This window comes from Streptomyces sp. NPDC014991 (assembly GCF_043080665.1).
Classification (GTDB): domain Bacteria; phylum Actinomycetota; class Actinomycetes; order Streptomycetales; family Streptomycetaceae; genus Streptomyces.
Window position 1 is genome coordinate 467,152 of sequence record NZ_JBIBVY010000003.1, and the last position, 25,842, is coordinate 492,993.

General features: G+C 73.3%; 16 protein-coding genes. 9 read left to right on the plus strand and 7 right to left on the minus strand.

Going from position 1 to position 25,842, the window contains the following annotated elements:
• The first annotated feature begins 101 nt into the window (after window positions 1-101).
• From ACF1BE_RS08410 to ACF1BE_RS08420, 3 genes are all read left to right on the plus strand, one after another.
• A complete protein-coding gene (locus tag ACF1BE_RS08410) occupies window positions 102-1,178 on the plus strand; it encodes a fatty acid desaturase family protein (protein ID WP_392198175.1) in 1,077 nt (358 codons plus the stop codon).
• 542 nt (window positions 1,179-1,720) lie between these two features.
• Window positions 1,721-4,468 carry a helix-turn-helix transcriptional regulator gene (locus ACF1BE_RS08415; RefSeq protein ID WP_392198176.1) on the plus strand — a complete coding sequence of 916 codons (2,748 nt, stop codon included), beginning with the start codon at window positions 1,721-1,723 and terminating at the stop codon, window positions 4,466-4,468.
• Window positions 4,469-4,553: 85 nt separating this feature from the next.
• The gene (locus tag ACF1BE_RS08420) at window positions 4,554-5,288 is read left to right on the plus strand and encodes an alpha/beta fold hydrolase (RefSeq protein WP_392198177.1); all 735 of its coding nucleotides are present in this window, start codon (window positions 4,554-4,556) and stop codon (window positions 5,286-5,288) included.
• Between the two features lie 145 nt (window positions 5,289-5,433).
• Here ACF1BE_RS08420 and ACF1BE_RS08425 read toward each other — a convergent pair whose 3' ends face one another.
• From ACF1BE_RS08425 to ACF1BE_RS08440, 4 genes are all read right to left on the minus strand, one after another.
• Window positions 5,434-6,165, minus strand: a complete 732-nt coding sequence (locus tag ACF1BE_RS08425; RefSeq protein WP_392198178.1) for a YoaK family protein — start codon at window positions 6,163-6,165, stop codon at window positions 5,434-5,436.
• Complete coding sequence (locus ACF1BE_RS08430; protein ID WP_392198179.1) at window positions 6,146-6,670, minus strand: DoxX family protein; 525 nt, start codon at window positions 6,668-6,670, stop codon at window positions 6,146-6,148. Before ACF1BE_RS08430 ends, ACF1BE_RS08425 begins: the two co-directional genes overlap by 20 nt.
• A gap of 37 nt (window positions 6,671-6,707) precedes the next feature.
• Complete coding sequence (locus ACF1BE_RS08435; protein ID WP_392198180.1) at window positions 6,708-7,370, minus strand: hydrolase; 663 nt, start codon at window positions 7,368-7,370, stop codon at window positions 6,708-6,710.
• A 644-nt stretch (window positions 7,371-8,014) separates the two neighbouring features.
• A complete protein-coding gene (locus tag ACF1BE_RS08440; RefSeq protein WP_392198181.1) occupies window positions 8,015-9,307 on the minus strand; it encodes a low temperature requirement protein A in 1,293 nt (430 codons plus the stop codon).
• Between the two features lie 593 nt (window positions 9,308-9,900).
• Between ACF1BE_RS08440 and ACF1BE_RS08445 the strand changes: the two genes are divergently transcribed.
• Window positions 9,901-10,476, plus strand: a complete 576-nt coding sequence (locus tag ACF1BE_RS08445; protein ID WP_392198182.1) for a dienelactone hydrolase family protein — start codon at window positions 9,901-9,903, stop codon at window positions 10,474-10,476.
• Window positions 10,477-10,617: 141 nt separating this feature from the next.
• Here ACF1BE_RS08445 and ACF1BE_RS08450 read toward each other — a convergent pair whose 3' ends face one another.
• Window positions 10,618-11,358: a VOC family protein gene (locus ACF1BE_RS08450; protein WP_392198183.1), complete on the minus strand. Its 741-nt coding sequence runs from the start codon at window positions 11,356-11,358 to the stop codon at window positions 10,618-10,620.
• A gap of 276 nt (window positions 11,359-11,634) precedes the next feature.
• Here ACF1BE_RS08450 and argG point away from each other — a divergent pair, with 276 nt between their 5' ends.
• The 4 genes from argG (at window position 11,635) to ACF1BE_RS08470 (ending at window position 18,206) form a co-directional block, all read left to right on the plus strand.
• Window positions 11,635-13,080, plus strand: coding sequence for an argininosuccinate synthase (argG, locus tag ACF1BE_RS08455; protein ID WP_392198184.1), 1,446 nt, complete (start codon window positions 11,635-11,637; stop codon window positions 13,078-13,080).
• A 671-nt stretch (window positions 13,081-13,751) separates the two neighbouring features.
• Window positions 13,752-14,507: a thioesterase II family protein gene (locus ACF1BE_RS08460; RefSeq protein WP_392198185.1), complete on the plus strand. Its 756-nt coding sequence runs from the start codon at window positions 13,752-13,754 to the stop codon at window positions 14,505-14,507.
• Between the two features lie 136 nt (window positions 14,508-14,643).
• The gene (locus tag ACF1BE_RS08465; RefSeq protein WP_392198186.1) at window positions 14,644-16,440 is read left to right on the plus strand and encodes an amino acid adenylation domain-containing protein; all 1,797 of its coding nucleotides are present in this window, start codon (window positions 14,644-14,646) and stop codon (window positions 16,438-16,440) included.
• Between the two features lie 23 nt (window positions 16,441-16,463).
• Entirely contained in the window at window positions 16,464-18,206 is a 1,743-nt protein-coding gene (locus ACF1BE_RS08470; protein ID WP_392198187.1) for an NAD(P)/FAD-dependent oxidoreductase, read from the plus strand.
• Between the two features lie 172 nt (window positions 18,207-18,378).
• On the opposite strand, the gene ACF1BE_RS08475 is transcribed toward ACF1BE_RS08470, so the two are convergent.
• Together ACF1BE_RS08475 and ACF1BE_RS08480 are read right to left on the minus strand one after the other, a co-directional pair.
• Window positions 18,379-19,671 (minus strand): cation:proton antiporter, encoded by a 1,293-nt coding sequence (locus ACF1BE_RS08475; protein ID WP_392198188.1) that lies wholly within the window; start codon window positions 19,669-19,671, stop codon window positions 18,379-18,381.
• Window positions 19,668-24,113, minus strand: coding sequence for an amino acid adenylation domain-containing protein (locus tag ACF1BE_RS08480; RefSeq protein ID WP_392198189.1), 4,446 nt, complete (start codon window positions 24,111-24,113; stop codon window positions 19,668-19,670). The genes ACF1BE_RS08475 and ACF1BE_RS08480 overlap by 4 nt, the downstream gene beginning before the upstream one ends.
• Before the next feature lie 529 nt (window positions 24,114-24,642).
• On the opposite strand from ACF1BE_RS08480, the gene gntD reads away from it, so the two are divergent.
• On the plus strand, window positions 24,643-25,725 hold the full coding sequence (gntD, locus tag ACF1BE_RS08485; RefSeq protein ID WP_392198190.1) for a guanitoxin biosynthesis L-enduracididine beta-hydroxylase GntD: 1,083 nt from the start codon (window positions 24,643-24,645) through the stop codon (window positions 25,723-25,725).
• The last annotated feature ends 117 nt before the right edge of the window (window positions 25,726-25,842 follow it).

The window sequence follows — 25,842 nt, forward strand, 5'->3', positions numbered from 1 at the left end:
GGGGTGGGGGAAACTCCAGCAACCGGGTGGTGGCAGCCCCCCGCCCGGCCGGGTGACTGGCAGGCTGTTCCGCCCGGGCGGCCGTGCGCAGACTCGACCGCATGACGATTTCCACCGATGCCTCCCCCGGGCCCGCAGCGCCCGCCGCCCGAACCCGTACGCCCGGCTCCGAGGCCGGCAGCGACTACGCCCGGCTGTCCCGACGCATCGCCGCGGCAGGTCTGTTCGAGCGGCGCCCCGGCTACTACACGGCACGGCTCGGTACGGTGATCGCGCTGCTGGCGGCCGGCTGGGGGACGTTCCTCGCGCTCGGCGACAGCTGGTGGCAGCTGGCCGTGGCCGCCTTCCTGGCCCTGGTGTTCGGGCAGGTCGCCCTGGCCGCCCACGACCTGGCCCACCGCCAGGTCTTCCGGCGGCGCCGGCCGAGCGAGACCTGGGGCCGGCTCTTCGGCAACCTCGGGATCGGTATGAGCTACGGCTGGTGGATGAACAAGCACACCCGTCACCACACCCACCCCAACCACGAGGAACTCGACCCCGACGTGGCCCCTGACATCCTCGTGTGGTCCACCGGGCAGGCCCGCTCCAGCCGTGGCGCGGCCCGGATCATCGGCGGACACCAGGCGCTGCTCTTCTTCCCGCTGCTCACGCTGGAGGGCCTCAACCTGCACGTCGCGAGCGTGCGGGCGCTGCGCTCGCCGGCCGTCAAGAACCGCCTGCTGGAGGGGACTCTGCTCCTCCTGCACATCGCCGGCTACCTGGCCGCGCTGTTCCTGGTGCTCAGCCCGGGCAAGGCGGTGGCGTTCCTCGCCGTGCACCAGGCCCTCTTCGGCGTCTACCTCGGCTGCACCTTCGCGCCGAACCACAAGGGCATGCCCACCTTCACCGGTGACGAACAGCCCGACTTCCTGCGCCGCCAGGTCCTCACCTCCCGCAACGTGCGCGGCGGCCGGCTCACCGACGTACTGCTCGGCGGGCTCAACCACCAGATCGAGCACCACCTGTTCCCGAGCATGCCCACGCCCCATCTGCGGCGGGCCCGGGTCCTGGTCCGCGCGTACTGCGCGGAGGTCGGGGTGCCGTACCACGAGACCGGACTGATCCGGTCCTACCGCGAGGCCCTCACCCATCTGCACCGGGTGGGGGAACCGATCAGGCGGCAGCGCCGGGCGTCCTGACGCCCGGCGGACGCGTGACGGCGGTGTCCGCGGTCCCGGCCGGGCCGTCCGCGGGCCGAACGCCGCCCGGGGATCGGCACCACCGGTGGGCCACTTCAGCGGCGTCTTCCGCGCCGCCCGCGGATGTCCCCCGCCGAGCGGCGCGACGCGCCGGCACGCACGCCCCGCACGGCCCCGGGTGTCCTGCCGCCGTACCGGCACCTGCTTCCGCCCCCGGCCCCGCCGCGCCCCGTCCTCGCCGGGGAGACGGACCCCACGCCGTCCTGAGCCGCCCGGCAGTGCCCGCACCGCGTCCCCGGCTGCCGGTCACCCGCATTCCGCGCGGGCCCCGGGGAGCTGCCCGCCGTACGCCCTCGCCGCGCACGCGCCGTCCGTCCTGGCGTGCGCAAACCCGTCGCTCCTTGTCATAGTGTCCCCGGCGCGTCGTCCGCCGGGGCCGGAGCCGTACTCCGGTACCGGCAGCAGGCGCGACGGAGGCGGAGGCACCGCTCGCGGGGCGCCCCCGGCTTCGGCCGGCGGGCGCGGAACACGGAGAGGCAGGAGTGACGGCGGCGGACGGAACGCTGTCCCGGGACGGTCTGCGCGGCCGGGAGGCGGAGCAGGAAAGGGTGCGGGCCCTGATCGCGGAGGTGGCCCGGGCCGGAAGCGGCGCGCTGGTCCTGATCGAGGGCGAAGCGGGCATCGGGAAGACCGCGCTGCTCGCCGAGGCCGTCACCAGGGCCCGCGCCGCCGGATTCGCGGCCGGTGTCGGAAAGGCCGACGAACTCCACCACATGGCGCCCCTGTCGTCGCTGGCGGCGAGCCTTCTGCACGGCGACCGGCCGCTGCTGCCCGGCGACGCCTTCGCCGACCTCGCCGGCAACCACGACCAGCGGATCTGGCTCGTGGAACGGCTGGCGGAGGCGATCGAGTCCACAGCCCGCGGCGGCCCGGTGCTGATCGCCCTGGACGACATCCAGTGGGCCGACCCGCTGAGCCGGTTCGCCCTGAAACACCTGCCGGCCCGTCTGCGGACCTCGCCCGTCCTGTGGGCGCTGACCAGGCGGCAGGGGCCCGGCGGGCCGCCGGAGGAGATCGTCACGGCCGCGCGCGAGGCACTCACCACGGTCACGGTCGCCCTGGGCCCGCTGTCCGGCACGGCCATCGGGCAACTCGCCGGGGACGTCCTGGGCACAGCCGTCGACGACCGGGTACGGCAACTGCTCGAAGGCGCCGGCGGCAACCCGTTCCTCGCCGTCGAGATGCTCGCCGGCCTGCCCACCGCCGACCCCTCGGGCGAGCCCGTGCCCGAGGGCCTCGTCGTGGGCGTCCGCGGCAGACTCGCCTCCCTGCGGCCCGACACGCTGCGCTTCCTGCAGATGGGCTCCGTGCTGGGCCGCGGCTTCACCTTCCATGCCGCCGCCGCCCTGTGCGGCCGGCCGCCCGCCGCGTTGCTGGGGGCCCTGCAGGAGGCGGTCCGCGCCGGACTCCTGGACGACGAGGGCGACCAACTGGTGTTCCGGCACGACCTGCTGCGCCAGGCGGTCTACGTCGACATCCCGCCGTCGGCCCGCAAGGCGCTGCACCGGGAGGCGGCCGGACATCTCGTCGCCGCCGGCCACCGGCCGATCGACGCCGTCTCGCACATCCTCAGAAGCGCCCTGCCCGGCGACGAGGAAGCGGCCGCGCTGCTGCGCCGGGCCGCCGACGACGTCCTGCCGGTCACCCCGGGGCTGGCGGCCGACCTCATGACGCACGCGCTGGACCTGGTACCGCCGCCGCGCCCGTCGGGGTTCGTGGTGGGGGAGCGGGCGATCGTCTGCCTGACCCGCGCCGGCCGGGACCGGGAGGCGCTGGCCGCCGCCGACCGGCTGCTGGCCTGCCGGCCGCCCCTGGCTGCCTTCGGCCGGATCCAGGCGGCCCTCGGCGGGGCACTGTGGAGCATGGACCTCGCCGACGAGCTGCGCCGCCGCACCGAGGCCGCCCTGGCCGTCGGGGGCGTCGCCCCCGAGGTGGCGGCACGGCTGGCCGCGCTGCGGGCGCTGGCCCTGTCCCGGGGAGAGGATCTGGCCGCGGCGCGCACGGCCGGGGAGGACGCTCTGCGTGACGCCGTCGCGGCCCAGGACCGGGAGGCCCATGTGCTGGCCCTGTCCGCGCTCGGCGAGATCGCGCAGAACGCCGGCGAGAACGCCGTCGCGCTGAAACGGTTCGCCGCGCTCAGCGCCGTCGACGGCGCCTACCTGCCCGAGGAGATCGTCGCGCACCTGCACCTGGACGACTTCGCCTGCGGTGAACGGCTGTTGCTGCGCGCGGCGGACGACGCGGGCTCACCCCGGCAGGCGATGCTCCAGTGGGCTCAGGCCCAGTACCACCTGGGGCTGGGCCGGCTCGACGACGCGGAGACCGCCCTCGTGACGATGGAACGGCTGGAGGACGACGTACAGGCCGTCGTCCAGCAGGTCAACGCGCGCGTGGTCCGTTCCCGGACGGCCCTGCTGCGTGGCGACCGGGACACCGCGCGCCACCACCTGGCGGCCGCGCGGGAGAGACGGGCGAGGAAACCGAACCCCGGCAACACCGCCGTGGTCCACTTCCTGGAAGCGGTGCACGCCGACGCCGACGGGGACGTCGCACCGGCCGTCGAGGCGATCCGGCGGGTGCAGCGGACGGGGCCGTTCATGCGCTGGCGGCTGCTGCGCGACTGGGTCGACGCGGCGGTACGCATAGCGCTGCGCGGGGCGGACCACGCGCTCGCCGAGGACCTGGCCACGCAGGCCGGGGCGCACGCCGCACGGAATCCGGCGGTGCCCACCGCCACCGGTGTCGCGTCGCACGCCATGGGCCTGGTCCGCAACGACCTGGGCCTGCTGGAACACGCGGTGACGCTGCTCCGGGCCGGCCCCCGCCCGCTCGTCCGGGCCGCCGCGGTCGCCGACCTCGGGACGGCCCTGCTGGCGGCGGGCCGGAAGGCCGAGGCGGCGACCGCTCTGACGCAGGCCCATGGCCTGTACGCCGAGTCGGGCGCCCATGCCCCGGCAGCGGCCGTGCTGCGGCTGCTGGAACGCGCGGGGGGCGGCGGCCGCAGGGCGCAGGCCGTGCCGCACCCCGTGCAGGGCTGGGAGGCGCTCACCGCCTCGGAGAAGAAGGTCGCGCGTCTCATCGCGAAGGGCCACACCAACCGGTCGGCCGCCGAGACACTCGTGGTCTCCCCGCACACGGTCAACACCCACCTCACGTCCGTCTTCCGCAAGCTGTCGGTCAACTCCCGGGTGCAGCTGGCCAACACGGTGGCGGCCCTGCGCGAGAACTGAGCGCCGCGGTTGGTACGTTCGCGCGAGGCGCGGCGCGGCCGTCGGCGCTTGGCTGGTCCACCGAACCCAGCCGGAGGCCACCGACATGCACGGACGCACCGCCGTACCGCCGACCGTGGTGCTCGTGCACGGGGCGTTCGCCGACGCCTCCTGCTGGAGCGGGGTCATCGGCCACCTGCGGGCCGCCGGGCTGGGCGTGGTCGCCCCCGTGAACCCGCTGCGCGGGCTGGCGCACGACGCCGCTTGTCTCCAGGCCCTCCTGCACCGGGCCGCCGGCCCGGTCGTCCTGGTCGGCCACGGCTACGGTGGCGCGGTCATCACCCAGGCCACCGCGTGCGACGGCGTGCTGGCGCTGTGCTACGTCGCGGCGTTCGGCCTCGACGCCGGAGAGTGCGTCCAGGACGTGCTCCGCCGCTTCGTCCCGACCCCGGTGGCGGACGCCACCGTCACGGCCGGAGGCGAGCTGTACATCCGGGCGGAACGGTTCGCGCAGGTGTACGCCGGCGACCTCGCGCCCCGTGCCGCGCGCCTGCTGGCCGCCGCCCAACGTCCCCTCATCAGGCGGGCGTTGACCGAACGGTCCGGCCTGCCGGGGTGGGCCTGTACGCCGTCGTGGTACGCCGTCGCCACCGCCGACCGGATGCTCAGCCCCTCCGCCCAGCGGTTCATGGCCCAGCGCATGACAGCCACCGAACACGTGCTGGACGCCTCGCACGCCGTCGTGCTGTCCCAGCCGGAGGCCGTCGCGGCGATGATCCGGGAGGCCGTCGCCCAGGGCATGGCCCGCGCCGGCGGTCACGGCCCCGCCCCGGCCGTGTGAACCGCCCGCGTCCGCCGGTCCGCCTGCCTCCGGTCGACGGGGCGGGCCGGCGTACACCGCAGGGGCAGCGCATCGCCACCGCACCGCGAAGACGCCGGGGGCCGGCCCGGCGGTGGCCGGTGGCCCGGGGACGTCGGCGGGCAGGTCAGGGGCGGACCCAGCCGGCATCCGCGGCGGAGAGCCGGTGCGCCGTGACGGACGTGGCCGCCAGCAGCGCCAGCGCCAGGCCCAGGGTCAGGACCAGATGGCCGTGGCGCAGCAGCAGGGCCCCGGCCAGGGCACCGGCGAACATGGCAAGGACGGACAGGATCCGGCGGCCGGGCCGGGGGGCCTCGCCGCCGGCCGGCGTGGAGTCCGCGGCCAGTCCCGTCAGCGTCAACGTCAGCACGGTGGTGGTGAGGTCCGGGACGCCCAGCCGCCGGGCCACGGCGTTCTGACACCCCATCGCGACCCCCAGGAAGACGATGAGCGCGTACTGGACGCCGGCCGTGACCCGGCCGTCCGTGCTCGCGGCGACGACGACGGCCGCCGCCACCAGCACCGCCTGGGCCCCGGTGGCCGTCCTCAGCAGATGCCCGCGGTGCGCCGCGAACCGGGTGCCGAGTCCCCCTCCGGCGAGGGCGCCGGACAGGAAGGAGGCGATGGCGGTGAGGGAGGCGAGCGCCGACAGGTTCGCCGCACCGCCGAGAGCGAAGCCCAGGAAGACGACGTTGCCGGTCATGTTGGCGACGAAGACGTGGTCGAGCGCCAGATAGCTGACGGCGTCGACCAGGCCGGTGACCAGCGTCAGGGTGAGCAGCAGCGGGGGCAGCGGCCCGTGCCGGTCCCCGGCGGGCGGTACGAGCGTACGCGCGGCGTCAGTCAGCAGTTTGCGCATGCGGGACTCCTCGGATCGGGGCCGGGGCGCGGTGCAGGACCGCCCGGGTGAGCAGGCCGCTGGTCGGGCCGGTCACCAGCGCCGGGAGGACGATCCACACCGGCCAGGGAGTGAGTCCGAACGCGTGGTCGAGGGACCAGCGGCCGGGCCCGGTGAGGGCGAGCGCGGCGCAGGCGGCGACGAGGACGAGCGGGTATTCGTAGCCGTCGTTCTGCACCCACAGGCCGTGGACACGTTTGACGGTGCCCGCGACCGTCATCACGCCCATGGCGGCCGTCGCCGCCAGGGGCGTGAGCAGCCCGGTGGTCAGGAACAGGCCGGCCCCGATCTGGCTGGTCCCGGCGACCACGGCGGTGAGCCGGCCGCCGCGGAATCCGTCGTGGCGGAACTCCTCGGTGCCGCCCGCCAGACCGTGGCCGCCCAGATGGAAACTCACCTTCTGTACCCCGTGCCCGGCGATGAGCAGTCCCACCACCAGCCGGAGCACCAGCAGTCCCGTGTTCATCTTCTCCTGCCTGTTCCTGACGTGTCGGTGTGGCGGGTCAGCCGGCCGCGTGGGCGCCGATGACGGCCTGGGCGTAGACGATGCCGAGGCCGTAGGCGCCGCCGTGCTCCTTCACGACGTCCGTCACGGCGGCGTAGGTCTCCGTGCGGGCCCAGTCGCGCTGGAGCTCCAGCAGCACCTGCACCCAGGTGACGGGGACGGCGCCGGCCTGGATCATGCGCTGCACGGCGTGTTCGTGCGCCTGGGGGCTGACGCCGCCGGACGCGTCGGTGACGACGTAGACCTCGTAGCCCTGGGCGAGCGCGGACAGGGTGGGCAGCACCACGCAGACCTCGGTCCACAGACCGGCAATGACGAGCTTGGGCCGGCTGGTGGCCTTGACGGCCTCGACGAAGGCGGCGTCCTCCCAGGCGTTCATGCTGGTGCGGTCGATGATCCTCCGGTCGGGAAAGACGTCCGCGAGCGCGGGCATGATCGGGCCGGAGAAGGACTCGGCGGCCACGGTGCTCAGCACGACCGGGACGTCGAAGGCCTTGGCGGCCCCGGCCAGGCCCAGGGTGGCGTTGATGATGGCGGTACGGTCACCGCTGCCGGTGCCGAAGAACATCTGCGGCTGGTGGTCCACGAACAGCACGGCGCAGTTGTCCGGGGTGAGCAGGTCGGGGCTGGGAGCGGGCGTGACGTCGGCGATGTCGACCATGCGGGTGGGCCTTTCCGGGCAGGGAACGGCGCGGACCGCTGTCCGTGCCGTGGGAGGGCGCCGTCCGGTGGACGGTGCCGGCGGGTGGGAGCCCGGAAGGGGCGGCTCGAAAGCCCGGCCCCTTCCGGGAGTTCGGTGGACGAAGCAGGTCGCAGGGGATGTCCGTGCCGGCCGCGACGTCGCCCGGAGGTGGGCCGCGCGTGACGCGCCACGCCCGGTGCCTCGCGGATGCGGCCACGGCCTCGCCGAGCGACCGGGCCCGGCGGGCGCCGGCCGCGCCGGGCCGGGACGCCCGGTAGCCGCACTGGCGGGCGACCGTGCTCCGGCCGGGGTGACGGGCGGCAGTTCTCCGTCCGGCGCCTCGCATTCGGCGACGGCGTACACGATCCGGCCGCCGGTGACCGTGAGGAGCGACTCGACGGGGGGACGACCGGCTCGGACGAGGCGGCGTAGTCCTCGGACGGCACCGCCAGGTCCGCGTGCCGACGCATCGGCTTCGGCCTGTGCGGCCAACCCGCCGACCGGCGTCTTCGGCACCCTGGAACCCCCTCCTGTGAAGACGGCGTGTGCGCGTCGCGGCACGGACCGGCCGACGCGTCGTGTCCCCGCATGTCAGCGTGGTCGCGTCGGCCCCGCCCTCGAAGCTAGGCACTCTCGGCGTGGCGTCCTTCCTGCGAGCGCACTCCCCCTGGCCTCCCCGTGCACGACGCCCGGTCGGCCCTGGTGACCACGACGACGAGGGCCGCGCACAGCAGGCCGGCGACGAGCGCGGGTGCCGGCGTGAAGGCGGCCGCAGGCACCGCGACGGCGACGGCGGGGAACGCGGACTGCTCGATGCGGCCCCGCCGGTGCGGGCGTACGTGCACGGCCCACACCGCGAACAGGAACACCGCCACCGGCACGGTGACCGCGGCACGCGCGGCCAGCGGCACCGCGTCACCGTGGCGCCGCGTCAGCGCGGCGTACGCGGCCAGGCCGGCGCCCTCGGCCGCGGCCGCGGCGAAGACCGGGAAATGGCCGTACGCCCAGACGAACCTCCGGCGGGCCGCTCGGTGCGTCGTGGCGAGGATCGTGTGCGCGGGCCGGGCGAAGTACAGCCACCACATGGCGAAGACCATGAGCAGGCCCCCCGCCGCCAGCAGGGACAGCGCACCGGAGTCGCGGTGCCGGCCGGCCGCGTCACGGACCGCGCCGGTGGCGGCGGCGACGGACTCGCCGAGCACGATGAGGACGAACGACTCGTAGCGCTCGGCGATGTGCCGCGGATGCCAGGGGGTCATCCCCGCCGACTGCGCCCACACGGGAACCGCCAGCTCGCCGGCGATCATCACCAGGACCGCGGGCAACCGGACCTGCGCCGGGAGGAACAGCAGTCCGACCCATCCCAGTTGGCAGAGCGTCACCCCGGCGGCGAAGCGCAGCGCGGTCCGGCGCCGGTCCGGATCCGACCGTGCGGCCCGCAGCCACAGGGCGGCCAGGGTCGTCCGCAGGACCGCGTACCCCAGGGTGATGATGCGCAGGTCACCGTCCTGGAAGGCCTGGGCCACCCCGGCGGCCAGCACGAGTGACCCGGTGATCTGCGCGAGCACCGTCAGCCGGTACGGCACGTCGTCCGGGTCGTACGCGGAGGCGAACCAGGTCAGGTTCATCCACGCCCACCAGACCGTGAAGAAGACGAGCGTGAAGCGCAGGGCGCCGGAGGTGGCGTGCCCGTCGGCCACCGCGCTGCTCAGGCTCCGGGAGGCCTCCGCCACGGCGATGACGAAGCACAGGTCGAAGAGGAGCTCCAGGGACGTGGCGGTCCGGTGCGGTTCCCCGGGATCCCGCCCCCGCATGGTCCCTCCGGGACGCAGCCGCCCCGCGACGCCACGCGGAGAACGCCCCGGGACGCGGCGGCCCATGACACCGAGGACGGTCTCGCCGGCCCGTTCGCCCACTTTCGTTCCTCTCCTCGCGCCCGTCGGCCCGGGCAGCAGTCGCGAGCATGCAGGGGACCGGGCGGCCGGATGCGCCCACCGGCGCACGAGGGGTTGTCCCTGCGCGCACAGGCGCCTCGGACGGTTCGGGCGCGACCGTCCGGCGGACGGCCCGGCCACGCACTCCACCGGGCGGGCGGGTCGGACAACCCCGGCGGCCCGGACCACCGCGGCGGCCGGGCGACCCCGGCGGCACGCGGGCGGGCACCCGTGGTCCCGTCCGGGCACCGGCCTGGCAGGACGCCGCCTGCGGTGCGGTGCGAGGTGTGCGGAGGTGGGGTACCGCGCTACGTCGACCGGTACGACCCGAACGCCACGCACCCACCACGACCTGCGAAGCGTCCAGGAGACGGGCCCGCCCGCACACCACCGACGTGCCTGCCACGACCTGACCTGCCGGGGCGAACGGAGCGGTGCCACCCGGGACGTCCCCTACGCCTTCGGAACCGCCCCGTTCACCCCCGGGCGTCCCGGGTCCCCGCCGCACAGCGGCCCGGCGCGCTGCGGCAGGCGGACGCGGCGGTCCGGAGTCCGCCGTACGGCACCATGACGCCATGGTGCACATCGCGTGGTTCCACTCGGTTCTCGGACTGCGCCCGGTCGACCTGCTCGCCGCCGAGCGACTGCGTCGCGCCGGGCACGCGGTCGTCTCACCCGACCTCTTCGACGGCGCGACCGCGGCCACCCTCGACCAGGGGTTCCGGCTGCTCGACCGGATCGGCTGGGCAACGGTGGCCCGTCGCGCCCGGCAGTCCCTCGGCGGCATGCCGGACGAGACGGTGCTCACCGGTGTCTCCATGGGCGCAGGTGTGGTCGGCGAGGTCTGGCCCGAACGTCCCGCCGCCGCCGGCGTCCTCCTCCTGCACGCCACCGCCGACCTTCCCGCGTCCGCCCGGCCGGGTCTCCGGGTGCAGCTGCACGCCGCTGAACCGGACGACTTCGCACCACCCGAGCGCGTCGCCGCGCTGCACCGGGCGGCCCGGGAGAGACGCGTCGACCTGAAGGTCTTCCGCTATCCGGGCGCCGGCCACTTGTACACCGACCCCGGGCTGCCCGACCACGACCCGGCCGCGGCCGAACTGACCTGGCGCCGGGTACTGGACTTCCTCGGCCTCCGGCCCACGCCCTAGTGGTGGCCGGCCTCCCCGCCCGTGCCGGGCCGGGGGAGGAACTCCAAGCGGCTCGAACCGTCAACAGGTGTCGGCCGGTGCCTGGGACCGTCCTCGTTCCCCGTGGTCACACACGTGTTCCGGAGCCGTCAAGGGCCCGCGTCAGGACGGGGCGAGGACGCAGAACTCGTGGCCCTCCGGGTCCGCCAGGCACGTCCACGGGACGTCGCCCTGGCCGAGGTCGAGGTCCGTGGCGCCGAGGGCCCGCAGCCGGGCCACCTCCGCCGCCTTGTCGTCACCGGGGTACGGCAGCAGGTCGAGATGGACGCGGTCCGGCACGGCCTTCACGCCGGGCGTGCGGAGGAACTCGAGATACGGGCCGACACCCTTGGCGGAGCGCAACACCGCGTGATCGTCGGTCACCTCATGCAGGGTCCAGTCCATCGCCTCACCCCAGAACCGGGCCATGGCCCGCGGATCCGCGCAGTCGACCACCACCCGGGCGATCGGCCCGGTGTCCCGGTATGTGTCCCGAGGCTCCAGCACGCAGAACTCGTTGCCCTCCGGGTCGGCGAGGACCGTCCACGGCACTTCGCCCTGGCCCACGTCGGCGGGCGTCGCACCGAGAGCCTGGAGGCGTGTCACCAGCTCCGCCTGGTGGGCGGCAGAGGTGGTGGCGAGATCGAGGTGCACCCGGTTCTTCGTCGTCGTCCTGGGTTCCGGGACGGGAACGACGTCGATGCAGACGGCGACCGGGTGCGGCCAGACCATGCCGCCGGCGGGTGCGACATAGGTGGTCACACCGGGTCTGAAGACACTCCAGCCGAGCGACTCCGCCCAGAACCGGCCGACCGCCGAGCCGTCAAGAGCCTTTATGTTCACCTGAACAGGTCGCAGCGCCACGCCGGCGATCCTATGCACCCTCTCGGCAACGACATCCGCACCGGCGCCGCCGGAGATCGACTCGCTGACCGCCGTGCCGCCCGTGGGCCGTCACCGCGCGGCGTCGCGGACCGTGGTCACGTGGAAGCCGAAGAAAAAGAGGACGAACACCGTCAGCGATCACACCAGACCTGATTGTGACGATTTGCCTGCCATGTGCTTATGGTTCAGCACACGTGCGCCGAGTATCACCCCCCGGGGTCTGCATGATGATGTGGAATCTTGCATACTCTTCCTATGTCCAAGGTCCTCACTTCCCTTCCGGTCGGCGAGCGCGTCGGCATCGCCTTCTCCGGCGGCCTCGACACGTCGGTCGCCGTCGCATGGATGCGCGACAAGGGCGCCATCCCGTGCACCTACACCGCCGACATCGGCCAGTACGACGAGCCCGACATCGCCTCGGTGCCCGGCCGCGCGACCAGCTACGGCGCCGAGGTGGCGCGCCTGGTCGACTGCCGGGCGGCCCTCGTCGAGGAGGGCCTGGCCGCTCTGGCCTGCGGCGCGTTCCACATCCGCTCGGGCGGGCGCGTCTACTTCAACACCACGCCCCTCGGCCGCGCCGTCACCGGCACCCTGCTGGTGCGGGCCATGCTCGAGGACGACGTGCAGATCTGGGGCGACGGCTCCACCTTCAAGGGCAACGACATCGAGCGGTTCTACCGCTACGGTCTGCTCGCCAACCCGCACCTGCGGATCTACAAGCCCTGGCTCGACACCGGCTTCGTGACCGAGCTGGGCGGCCGCAAGGAGATGTCCGAGTGGCTGCTCGCCCACGGGCTGCCCTACCGCGACAGCACGGAGAAGGCGTACTCCACCGACGCCAACATCTGGGGCGCCACCCACGAGGCCAAGACCCTGGAGCACCTGGACACCGGCGTCGAGACCGTCGAACCGATCATGGGTGTCCGGCACTGGGACCCCGAGGTCGAGATCGCCCCCGAGGACGTGACCATCGGCTTCGACCAGGGCCGTCCGGTGACCGTCAACGGCAAGGAGTTCGCCTCGCCGGTCGAACTGGTCATGGAGGTCAACGCCATCGGGGGCCGCCACGGTCTCGGCATGTCGGACCAGATCGAGAACCGGATCATCGAGGCCAAGAGCCGCGGCATCTACGAGGCCCCCGGCATGGCCCTGCTGCACATCGCCTACGAGCGCCTCATCAACGCGATCCACAACGAGGACACCGTCGCCCAGTACCACAACGAGGGCCGCCGCCTCGGCCGGCTGCTCTACGAGGGCCGCTGGCTGGACCCGCAGGCGCTGATGGTCCGCGAGTCGCTGCAACGCTGGGTCGGCGCCGCCGTCACCGGCGAGGTGACCCTGCGGCTGCGGCGCGGCGAGGACTACTCGCTCCTCGACACCACCGGCCCGGCGTTCAGCTACCACCCGGACAAGCTGTCCATGGAGCGCACCGAGGACTCCGCGTTCGGCCCCTCCGACCGCATCGGCCAGCTCACGATGCGCAATCTGGACATCGCGGACTCCCGCGCACGCCTGGAGCAGTACGCGGGACTCGGCCTCATCGGCACCGGCCATCCCGCCATCGGCGCCGCCCAGGCAGCCGCGACCGGACTGATCGGCAGCATGCCGGAGGGCGGCGCCGAGGTCATCGCCTCCCGCGGCGAGGCCGCCGCCGGTGACGAGATGCTGGACCGCGCCGCGATGGAGTCCGGCGCGGACTGACCGGCCACCGAACTGCGCGCTCCCGCGCGGCGGGCCCCGGCGGTGTCGCACCGCCGGGGCCCGCCGCCGTCCACCCGACGGCGCGGGGGAGTCCCGCCCGGTGGTACGGCCACCGCGTACCGTGCGGCCACCGACCCGCCGGGAACGCTGTCCGGAACGCACGTCTTCACCCCGCTCCCGCGCCGCGCACACGCCGCGTACGCACCGCTCGCGAGGGTGGTCGCACCGGCGACGATCCCGCGCCACCGTGGCGCAAAATAGTCAGGTCCATGATCGGTGGACTGTGATAGACATGGAAGCCACAAGGCGGGGCTCACCCAGACACACGTCACACAGGCGGTTCGCCGCCGACGCACGCCAGTGCACACGTCGCCCGGGGCCAGGCCGCATACCGCAACGACCCCCACGTCACCGTCCTCCCGGCCCGGCCGGGACAGGACGAGCCGCGAGCCCGGGTACCACGTCGGCCCCGTCCACCTCTCAAGGGAGCGCCGTGCCAGCACACCAGACGCCCACTGCCGCACCACGGGTACGTGAGGTCATGGCTGCTGGCACCAGACGCCGCCGGACGCCACCCCGGAGGCCGTGACACGCAGGCCGTCGCGCGCCTCGTCACGAACCGGACGCCCCTCACGCAGTACTCGTCGTGGATCCTCTTGGGTGGTGTGCACATGCAGAACATTCCCGGTCCCAGCAGCGTGTCCCTGCACCGCTTCGGTCCGCCGGGCGAGGCGGGAGACCCGGCTCGCCGCGCCAGCCTCGTCTGCTTCCCGCACGCCGGGGGAGGGGCGACGGCCTACGCCGCCTGGCGGCGCGCGCTGCCCGACGGGATCGACCTCTACGCCCATGTCCCGCCCGGGCGGGAGGCGCGCGGACGCGAGGCCCTGCTGGACTCCGTGCCCGACCTCGTCGCGGACGTCGTGCCGGCCGTCCTGGCGCTACCGCAGCCGCTGATCCTGGCCGGGCACAGCTTCGGGGCGTGCCTGGCCTACGCGTCGGCGCTCCGGCTGACCCGACTGGGGCGCCCGCCGGCCCACCTCGTGGTGCTCGCGGCCGGAGCACCCGGGCCGGCGACCCCCCGGGCCCCCGGGGACGACCACGAGATCGAGCTGCTCTGGAAGCGTCTCGGAGCGAACCCCGCGGGACTCGACCGGCCGGCGTTCAGGGAACGGTTCTTCCCCGTGCTGCGCGCGGATCTCACCGCGCACGCCTCCTTCCGCCCACCGCTCGACGGACCACGCCTGACCACACCCGTCACCGCGCTGTACGGGGACGAGGATCCCGACGTGACGGCCGACGTGGCGGCCACGTGGCGCGCGCTGTGCGCCGGCCCCTTCCGGCTCGCGGCGGTACCCGGCGGGCACTTCTTCCCGCAGAACTCGACGACCGCGACGATCAGCGCGCTCGCCGGCGCGCTCGATGTCTAGTTCGGTCATCAGGGGAATGGCCCGGTTCATCCGCCCCGGCGGACGCGCAATGCAGAGAAGTCCCCCTTGAGTGTTCGATTGACGACGGATAAGCTGCCGAGGTCGAGGATTCACGGTATTCGCACAGGGGGAACATGTGGCGATAGCACCCGACAAACCGGGGACCCTGCACCAGTTTTTCGAGGAAAGCGTCCGAAAAGCTCCCGATAATATCGCCCTGGAGTACGAGGGCGAATGCATCAGCTACGGCGAACTGAACCGCAGAGCCAACAAGCTGGCGCACTACCTGCGCGACACCGCCGGAGTCGCCCCGGACGACCGGGTGGCCATTCTCGTACGGCATCCGCCGAGCGTGGTCATCGGCATGCTCGCCGCACTCAAGGCCGGCGGCGCCTATGTCGCGCTGGATCCGGACAACCCGCCGGCCGTGACGCACCGCATCATCGAGAACACGTCGCCCCGGGCGCTGCTCGTCGAGTCCTCCGCCGCGGCGGGTGCCGCGTTCTTCGACGGCGCGCTCTTCGTGACGGACGTGATGAGCGCCACCCTCGACACCCCGGACACCGACCCGGCACCGCTGTCGACGCCCACGGACCTCGCGTACGTGATCCACACCTCGGGCACGACCGGGACACCCAAGGCGACAGCTGTCGAGCACCACGCCATCGTCAAGACGCTGACCTGGCGCAACTCCTACTACGGGTTCGGACCGCACGACACGACGCTCGCCATGCCGCGGCCCTCGTTCGACAGCTCCGTGGCCGACACCTTCTGTGCCCTCACCTCCGGAGCGCGACTCCTGCTGCCCGCCCGGGACCGCATCACGGACCGGCGCTATCTCGTCGGCCTGATGGAACGGCGGGAGGTCTCGCACTTCCTCATCACCCCGGCGCTCTACAGCCGCCTCCTCGCCGGCATGGGCGCACCATCGACCAAGGCGCTGCGGAGCATCACGATCGCCGGGGAATGGTTCACCTCCAGCCTCGTCCGTGAACATTTCTCCCGGCTTCCCGACGTGAAACTCCTCAACGAATACGGCCCCTCCGAGAATTCCGTGTGCTCCACGGTCCACCCGCTCGACGCCTCGGAACCGCACGTGCTCATCGGAAAGCCCATCGACCACACCGACGCTTTCGTGGTGGGTGAGGACGGAGAGCCGGTGGAACCGGGTGGCACGGGCGAACTGTATCTTGCCGGAGCCCGCCTGGCCCGCGGCTACCTGGGTGATCCGGAACTGAGCGAGAAAAGCTTCTTCGTCCCCTCGTCACCGCTTTTCGGCGGAAAGCGCGTCTACCGGACCGGTGACATCGTCCGGGTGCACGAGGACGGAAATCTCCAGTTCGTGGAGCGCAGGGACCAGCAGGTGAAGATCCGGGGCCGGCGCGTCGAGCTGGGTGACGTGGCCGAGGCCCTCACGAAGGACGACTCGGTCGACCACGTCGTCCTGCTGCGCCGCGACGTCACCTCGGCGACGCCCCGCCTGATCGCCTTCGTCGTCGGCCCCACGGCGAGCGACGTCGAACGGCTGCGGGCGACGGCGCGGGAGAGCCTGCCGGACTACATGGTCCCGTCGGCGATCATCCCGGTCGACGCCGTGCCCGTCACCGCGCACGGCAAGGTGGACGAAGCGGCCCTCGCCGCGCTGTACGCCGACGCGACCTCTCCGGCAGGCCCGGCGCCCGAGCCGGCGTCACCCGTCGAATCCGCACTCCTCGCGATCTGGCGGAAGATCTTCGCGCCTCTCGGAGTGGGCCTGGACGACGACTTCTTCGAACTCGGCGGGGACTCCCTCAGCGTGATGGACCTCGTCGCCGACGTGGAGGAGAGCCTGGGGGTCCAGCTGGACAACTCGGATCCCTATACGGGCAGAACCATTCGGAGCCTGGCTCTCGTCATCGAGAGCCGGCAGAACAGCGAAGTGGGTAAACCTTGAGCGGACAGGGCGGTACTGATTCCATGGTCACGGAGTTCACGGGCGTCGACCACGACGTGGTCATCGCGGGCGGTGGCCTGGCCGGGCTCTGCCTCGCCAAGCAGCTCAAGGACGCCTGTCCCACGCTCAGCGTCCTCGTGTGCGAACGCGAGCGTTCGCCCATTCCCCTGTCCGCGTTCAAGGTGGGCGAATCGACGGTCGAGGTGGGCGCGCACTACTTCGCCGCGGTCGTCGGCATACGGGACTACCTCGAGGAACACCAGCTGGAGAAGCTCGGTCTGCGCTACTTCTACGGCGACCGCCCCGACTTCCACCTGGAGTCCGAGTTCGGCGTCAAGCGGTTCCTGCCGGCGAAGTCCTACCAGCTCAACCGTGGCTCCCTGGAGGAGCACCTGCGGGTGGTCGCGGCCGGCGCCGGGGCCCAACTCACCCAGGGCGTACGCGTTCTGGACATCGAGCTGGGCGAGCAGGACGCCCCGCACCGGGTGACGTACCAGAGCGACGACGAGGGCAGCACGGAGACGACCACCGTCACCTGCCGCTGGGTCGTCGACGCCACCGGCCGGCACCGGCTGCTCCAGCGCAAGCTGGGGCTCACCAAGCGGTATCCCAAGCCGCACAACTCCGTCTGGTTCCGGCTCGAAGGACGCCTGGACACCGACGAGCTGGTGGCGCCGGACAAGACGGCCTGGCACGACCGCGCGGACGAGCCCCGATGGCATTCCACCAACCACTACATGTTCGAGGGCGGCTGGGTGTGGGCCATCCCGCTGGCCCCGAACCACACCAGTGTCGGCATCGTCGTGAGCGACGAACTCCATCCGGTCACCAAGTACAACCGGATCGAGAAGGCCATCGACTTCGTGGTCGACCGCGTCCCCGGCTTCGACCCCGCCATCCGCGAACTGCCGGTACTCGACTTCCGGGTCCTGAAGAACTACAGCCACTCCTCCCATCAGGTGTTCTCCCACGACCGGTGGGCGTGCGTCGGCGACGCCGCGGTCTTCGCGGACCCGTACTACTCGGTGGGCTCGAACCTGATCGGCTACGCCAACGGGTTCGTGACCGAGATGATCGGCCGGGACCGGGCGGGGTCCTTCCAGGCGGACTTCGTCCGCTACGCCAACCGGTGGTTCCTGTCCCTGGCCGAGGGACTCACCCAGAACATCCAGGGCTCGTACGCCTTCCACGACAACCCGGTGATCATGTCCCTGAAGACGATCTGGGACTACTACGTGGGGTGGGCGTTCTCCGACCCGCAGTTCTACGGCAAGACGTACCTGGACGAGTCCGCGAGTACGACGCTCAGCGCGCTCGGCGCCCCCGTGGTGGCCACCCAGGGCGCCATCATGAACCTGCTCAAGGCATGGTCGAAGAGCTACCGGGGCGTCTTCGAGTTCGACTACATCGACTACTTCGACGACCTGCCGACCCTCGCCCGGCTCTTCGTGCAGAACCTGCCCGCCGACGACACCGAGACGCCGGCCTTCGGCCAGGTGCTGGTGAGCATCCGCGACGGCATCGACCGCATCGAGGAACTGGCTCATGTCCTGTTCTATCTGGCCCTGGAGGACGCGCTGCCCGAGCACCTCGACGCCGTCCGCTCCCGTGGCTGGCTGAACGTGTCGGCGCTGAGCCTGGACCCGGACCGCTGGGAGAAGGACGGCCTGTTCGCACCGAAGAGCCGGCCCCGGCTGGACGAGGTCAAGAAGCTCGAAGAGGAACTCCGCCGGCTGTACCGGGTCTCGTCGCCCGTCCGGCAGTAGGCCCCCGGACCCCGCGCAGCGGGTTCACCTCCCCGGAGGTGAACCCGCTGTTCTCGTGCGGCGCCACGGCAGACACACCGCCGCCGCCCGCCGCCCGGGAAGACCGACACGGACACGAATGCCGCGGTCCGGGCCGGAACCCGGACCGCGGCACCGGTACCGCCAGGGCCCGTCAGTGGCCGCCCGGGGCGGCCGCGGAGACCGGGCCCGCCGAGGACCGCGGGCCGGCGTCCGTCGGCCGCACGCGGCGGCACAGGATCAGCAAGGGCTGCGTCAGCAGCGTGGTCGCGATCGCCATCAGCACGAACACGGTGTAGAGCGGCCCGCTCAACAGCCCCGCCTCCAGACCGGCGTTGAGAGCGATCAGCTCTGTGAGCCCGCGGGTGCTGAGCAGCACCCCGATGGTCAGCGACGTACGGTTGTCCAGCCGGCAGGCACGCGCCGCCAGCGCGCCCGAACCCACTTTGGCGACGACGGCGAGCACCGTCGTCACCGCCAGTACGGCCACCGCGGTGCCGCCCAGCGCGCCGACGGCGACACTGCGGCCCGACACCACGAAGAAGAACGGCAGCAGCAGCGATCCCACGCTGTCCAGCGAGCGCACCAGCTCCGGATCGAGGGTGCCGTCGGGCTCCCGCGGCGTGACCACCCCGGCGAGCAGCGCCCCGAAGATGACGTGCAGGCCGAGCGCGCTGGTCGCCCACGCGGCCGTGAAGGCGAACCCGATCAGCAGTGCCAGCCGAGGCTGCGCGGAGACACCGGGGAAGCGGTGGAACCGCTTCAGCAGCAGCCGCGCGGGCCAGACCATCACGACGACGAAGACCACGAGCAGGAGCAGGCGGACCGGCAGTGACATCCCGGATCCGCCGCCCTTGCCCTGCATGAGGGTGCCGAGCAGGACTGCCCAGCCGACGACGTCGATCAGGCCGGCGGCCGAGACGGCGATGACGCCGGGGACCGTCCCGGCCAGCCCGTTCTCCCGCACGACGACGACCAGCACCGGTACGGCCGTGATCGACAACGCGACGGCCAGGAAGAGGACCGAGCTCACCGACATGTGGTGCGGGACGCCCAGCTTCTCCAGCGTGCCGTGGAACAGCAGCGTGGCGCCCGCGCCCACCGCCATCGGCACGGCGAACGCCGCCGCGGCGACCGTCAGCGTGGTCCGGGACCTGCCGCGCAACAGGCTCAGGTCGAGTTCGTACCCGACGACGTACAGGAACAGCACCAGGGAGACCTGGCTCAGTCCCGTCAGCATCGGCGCTATCGCCTGGGGGAACAGCGTGTCCCCGACGGAGTCGGGGAGCTGGGACAGCAGGCTGGGGCCGAGGGCGATGCCGGCGATCAGCTGGCCCACGATGGTGGGCTGGCCGAGTCTGCGGGACACCCACCCGCCCGCGTGGGCGGCCAGCAGGATCACCGCCGACGCTCCGACGAGATGGGTGACGGCCAGATCAGGACTCACAGGTTCCCCCCGTTGTCGGCGCCGTGCAGCACGGGTGCGGCAGGCGCGGTGATGCCGTCCGGGAACGGTTCCCGGGGCTGGGCGAAGCAGCTCAGTGCCTGGTCGAGGCCCTGGCGCAGCGCCTGGGCAGTGCGCTGCCCCGCTCTCTGCGGGTCCGCCTCCAGCCGCAGCACCCGCCGGCCGGTCCGGGCCGTCCCGAGCAGGGTCACGCTCAGCGGCACCCGGCCGGCCGGCGGGGCGACGGCTTCCGAGGCGACCAGCACCGTGGGCAGGCCGCGGGCCGGGGCCGCCGTCCGGACCGCCCGGTCCACCGCCACGACCAGGTCGGCCGGGGTGGTCGCCATGGCCACGTCCACCGGGCAGCGGACGCGCGCCGACGCCCGCTGCACCTGTAGCTCGCCCGGCCCGTCGGGGCCGGCGGTCAGCAGCGCCACCGCGGAGGTCAGCACCACGAGCTCCTCGGCCGCCCGCCCGCCACTGATGCGGGCCAGGGCGCGTACGGCGCTCTCCGACAGGGCGAGGTCGGTCGTGGTGCGCGCCGGCCCACCGCCCGCGCCGGCCGCCGCGGCGGGCAGTCCGGCCAGTGGCGCGTCCGGGTCGTCCAGGACGGCCCGCAGGACCTCCCGCAGCTGCTCGCCGATGCGTGCGGCGCTGTGCGCCGTGAACCGGTCGAGGCGGTGGCCGACACGGATCTCCGCGGGCCGGGCGGTGCCCGGCTCCGGCAACCGGAAACCGAACGAGAGGTCGAAGTCACCGACCTGCGGCGGCTCGTCCAGATGCCGGGCCGTGCGCCGGCCGTCGCCCTCGCCGGCCGTGACGACCGGCGACATCACGGTCTCCACCAGCACGTCGAACAGCGGGTTGCGGCCCGCCGTCCGCGGCAGCGCGAGGTCCTCCACGATCCGGTCGAACGGGTACTCCTCGTGCTCCTGGACGTCCAGGGCCGTCCGGCGGACCCGCTCCAGCAGGCCGGCGAAGGAGTCCGCCGGATCCAGCGCGGTGCGCAGGACGACCGTGTTGGCGAACAGGCCGACCTCCTCCGCCAGTCCGGGCGCCGAGCGGCCGGCCACCACCGTGCCGAGCGGCAGGTCCGCGAGGCCCGTCAGCCGGTGCAGCAGCACGCGGGCCGCCGCCACGCACACCATGAACGGTGTGGCCGAGGCCCGCACGGCCACCGCGCGCAGCCGGCCCGTCAGCTCCTCGTCCAGGGGCACGCGGGCCTGGCCGCCCGCGCTGTCGCGGACGGCGCCCGGCGCGTGGTCGGCGGGCAGCGGGGGGAGCGGGGGCAGATCGCCGAGCGTCTGCCGCCAGTACACCGAGTGCGCCGCCCCGTTCCTTGTGGTCAGCCGGTCCGCCAGCGCCCGCGTGTGCGCGCGGTAGCCCGGCAGCGGGGGCAGCACGGCGGGCCGCCCCGCCTCGGCGGCGCCGGCCGCCGTCAGCAGATCGCGCACCAGCACGGTGTACGACCAGCCGTCGTTCACGCAGTGGTGGACGTTGAACAGCAGCACCGGCCGGTGGCCCTCGGCGCTCAGGTACCGCAGCCGGAACAGCGGGCCCGTGGCCAGGTCGAAACGCCACCTGGTCTCCTCGTCCCGCGCCCGGGCGAGCGCGGCCTCGAAGCACTCGGGCGCGACCGTCTGGACCAGCGGAGCGAGGTCCAGGTCACCGGCCTCGTGCACGACCTGCCGCAGTTCCGCGCCCGAGCCGTCCGAGGGCAGGTCGAACGTGGTGCGCAGCGACTCGTGCCGGAGCACCACCGCGCGCACCCCGGCGCGCAGCGCCTCCTCGGACAGCGGACGGTCCAGCTCGTAACCCTCCACCATGTTGTGGGCACGCGACTCGCCCTCGTCCAGCGCCTCCAGCAGCCACATGCGCCGCTGCGCGTTGCTCGCCTCGATCGTGGCCGGCAGCGGCTCCCCGGGAGCCGGCGGCACAGGAGTGGCAGCGGGCGCGGTGGCCCGCGCGGCGGGAGACGGCCGTGCGTCGTCCAGGCCCTGCCGTACGGCTTCGGCCAGCGCCCCCGGGGTCCGTGCGGTGAAGATCTGCCGTACGGCGACCCCGCACTCCGGTTCCGCGGCGCACAGGGCGCTGACCAGCTGGGCGGCGGTGAGACTGTGGCCGCCGGCCTCGAAGAAGTCCTCGTCGGCGGAGCGGGGAGGCTGCCCGAACACGCTCTCCCAGGCGCCGGCGACCGTCCGTGAGGCGTCGTCGTACGTCGCCCAGACCTCGGTGGCCCGGGGATCGGGCGAGGCCGCGAGCGCGGCCCGGTCGATCTTCCCGTGCGGTGTCCGGGGGAGTGCCGGCAGCTGGGTGAGGAGGCGGGGGACCATGTGCGCGGGCAGTCCCTCGGCCAGCCGGGAGCGTACGACGGCCGGTTCGACCACGGTGTCGGCCGTGTACCAGGCGGCCAGTGTCACCGAGTCGGCCCCGGCCGGCCGGGGCAGCACCACCGCCTCCCGCACCCCGGCCAGCCGCACCAGGGCCTGCTCCACCTCGCCCGGCTCCACCCGCTGGCCGTGCAGCTGCACCTGGCTGTCGATCCGGCCCAGGAAGTCCAGCGTGCCGTCGGCGTTCCAGCGGGCGAGGTCACCCGTGCGGAAGCTGTGGCCGGCGTCGCCGACCGGGCACGGGACGAAGCGCTCCGCCGTGGCCTCCGGCGCGTTCAGATAGCCGGCCGCCACGCCGGGACCGGCGACATAGATCTCCCCGGGGACGCCGACGGGCGCCGGCATGCCCCACTCCGCCACCAGCAGCACGCCGAAACCCGGGGAGGGGGAGCCGATGGGCACCGACATCAGCTCGGCGGCCCGGTCGCCGGGGCACACGTACGACGCGCACTCCACGGTCGCCTCGCAGGGGCCGTAGAGGTTGACCAGCGTGCCGATGCGCAGCCGTCCTGCGGTGCGGGCCATCAGGCCGCGCGGCACGGCGTCGCCGCCGAGGATCAGATGGGACAGGGGCAGCCCGGCCGTCGGCGGGAGGGCCTCGAGCATGGCCGACAGCAGGCCCGGGACGCAGTTGAGGAGGCTGACCCGTTCGGTCCGGACGCGCTCCCAGAAGGTGACGGGGTCCAGTTCGTCGGGTGCTCCCATCGCGACCAGGGTGCCGCCGACGCCGAGCGTCACGAAGATCTGGTACGCCGTCGCGTCCGAGGTGAGCGCGGACAGCAGGGCGGTCCGGACGCCGGCGTCGATGCCGAGCTGCTCCGCGGAGGTGACGACCTTGTGGCGCAGCTGGTCGTGCCGGATGCTCACCGGGCGCGGCAGCCCGGTGGACCCCGAGGTGAAGAACACCACGGCCTCGTCCTCGGGCCGTACCCGCGGTGTGGGCGACGGGCCGGCCGCGGCGGCCGGCCGGTCCCCGAGGACCCGGACCGAGGGAACGGCCGGCAGGGCGCAGTCGGCGGGGGGCCGGTCGCCGATCAGGAGCTTGGCCTCGCTCAGCCGGAGGAGGTGGCTGATGCGCTGTTCCGGATGGCCGGGATCGACGGGAACATAGGCGGCGCCCGCCCGCAGGACGGCCAGCACGGCCACGACGAGGCCCGCGCCGCGCGGCAGCAGTACGGCGACCCGGTCGCCGGGGCCGACGCCGTGCTCGGCGCGCAGTTCACCGGCCAGGAGCGCCGCCTGCCGCATCAGGTCGTCGTACGTCAGACGGGTGGCACCGTCGACGACGGCGGTCCGGTCCCCGCTGCGCGCGGCCGTCGCGTCGACCAGGTCCAGGAGCGACAGGGCGGGACAGGCGGCCGGCAGGGGCAGCCCGCTCCAGCGCTCCAGCTCGGCACGCTGGTCCGGTCCGAGCACGTCCACCTGTCCGGCGGGGCGCCGCGGATCGCGGCCGAGGTCGCTCAGCGCGGCGGCGACACACCGTGGCAGGCCTGTCACGGCCACCGGCACCCGCCCGTGCGCGGACACGGCCTCCACCCGCAGGGTGCCGTCCTCCTCCAGCCGTCCGCGCACCTCGACCCCGGCGCGCGCCGGTCCGTCGGTCTCCCCGGACACCTGCCACCGTACGGCCAGTTGGGACAGGGCGTCGCTCTCCGCCGCACCCGCCGCCTCGAGTTGCGCGGCCAGCGATCCACGGTGCCGCCAGGCGAACGGGGTCGCGGCGAGCAGGTCGGCGTGGGCAGAGGTGAGGAACTCGGTCATCGGCGTCGTCGGGCCGAGCGGTGTCCGCAGGGCGAGTTCGGCGTCCGGGTCGGCCGGCGAGGGGCTCAGCACGGCCAGGTCCCCGGCCGCGCCGAAGGCGGTCAGGCACAGCCGTGTGGCGGCGAACAGCAGCAGGTGCAGGCCGACCGGATCGTCGCCCGCGATGCGCCGCAGTGCCGCGGCCGGACCGGCCGGCACGAACGCGGCCTCCGGCACCGGCGCGGTCGCGCCGCCCGGCTCGAGCAGGGGCTCCCGCCGGATGCCCTGGAGCATCGCGAGCCAGTGGGCCCGCACTGCCGCGGAGTCTCTTTCCGCCGCGTGGCCGAAAGATGCGGTTCCGGGTGAGGAGCGCGTCGGTCCAGGGGTAGGGTCAGGGCCTTTCGACAACGGTGACTCCTCGGCTTGGAAAGGACAGGAGAAGATGCGTGTCAGGAAATCGAACCGGTAACCCCGAGGCGCGCGAGAATGCCCGGGGATGCTTCGGAGGGTTTGGTTATCCGCAGAGTTGCGGGAAATGCACGGGACGCGAAGTGACGCGGCTCACATTGCCGGTTGCTGGGTCGAAGTGTCTGGTGAGACTAGGCTTTGACCCAGTCTTTTCCGGCGACGCGGGGATCGAGAGTCGGTGGACGGAATCGGGGGAAGGGGGCTCTCCGTGGCGTTCTCGGAACGTCGATCGAGGATATCGGGAGCACCCCGAATTTCCCTGTTTTTTAGGCCGGAAAAGGTTTACCCCCGTCCGGACCGCTATGTGTCCGATATCTCTCATGAGGGTCCGTCTGTCCCGAATAAAGCCTGAGTACAGAAAAGGAAAGCACACCTCATGAACTTCAGAGGAGCTCTTCCCGTCGCGGAACTCCCGCTGCGTGCCGACGACCGCATGCCCTGCCTGGAACTGACGGACGCGGAGCACACCGCCCTGCGGGACCTGGCGGAGGCGGCGCTGGAGGGCAGCCACGAACAGCCGCTCGACCGACGGCTCGACGAACTCGCCCTGCTCGCCCACGAGATACCCCTGCGCATCCGGTCCCATCTCGTCGACTTCCGGCTCACCGGACGTCCCTACGGCGGTCTCGTCCTCGCCAACCTGCCCGTGTCCGAGGCCCTGGCCGGGCCCACCCCCACCGACTACCTGCACGAACCGGTCAGCGAAGAGGCCGAACGGGCCACCGCCCTGCTGCTCCTGATCGGCTCGCTGCTCGGCGACCCGGTCTCCTTCGTGACCCAGCAGCGGGGCCGTCTGGTGCTCGACCTGTTCCCGATCAAGGGACACGAGGCGGAACAGCTCGGCTCCAGCTCCACCACCACCCTGGAGTGGCACAACGAGGACGCCTTCCACCCGCTGCGCGCCGACTGGATTTTGCTGGCGGGGATCCGCAACCACGACCGGGTGCCGACCACCTTCGCCACCGTCCAGGACATCGAACTGGAGGACCGGGTGCGGGAGGTGCTCTTCCAGGAACGCTTCGTCATCCTGCCGGACGAGTCGCACACCGCCGCCTTCAACAGCAGGACCACCGGCCTGGACGAGGACAGTTGGGTCGCCGAGGCGTTCCGCGACATCGCCGACCAGCAGACGGCGCCGCGCCGCACGGCGGTCCTCTCCGGCGACCGCGAGGCTCCCTACATCCGCATCGATCCGGCCTTCATGCCACGCTCCCTGGACAGCGAGGCGCTCGAGGCGCTCGACGCGGTGACCGCGGCCATCGACGCCGGGCTGCGGGACGTCGTGGTCGGCCCCGGTGAGCTGCTCATCGTGGACAACAAGCGGGCCGTCCACGGGCGGCGGCCGTTCGCCGCGCGCTACGACGGCACCGACCGCTGGCTGCGCCGCATCAACGTGCTCGCCGACCTGCGCCTGGCCGGCGGACGGCGTTTCGCGCCGCACCGCCGGGCCCTGGTCTGACCGGTCCTCACGGTGGCGGGGGGCGGCCCCGGGGCGGCCCCCCCCCCCGGGGGGGCGGGGGCCCGCCCCCCCCGCGGGGGGGGGGGGGGGGAGTGGTAGGGGGGGGCGGCCCCCAAC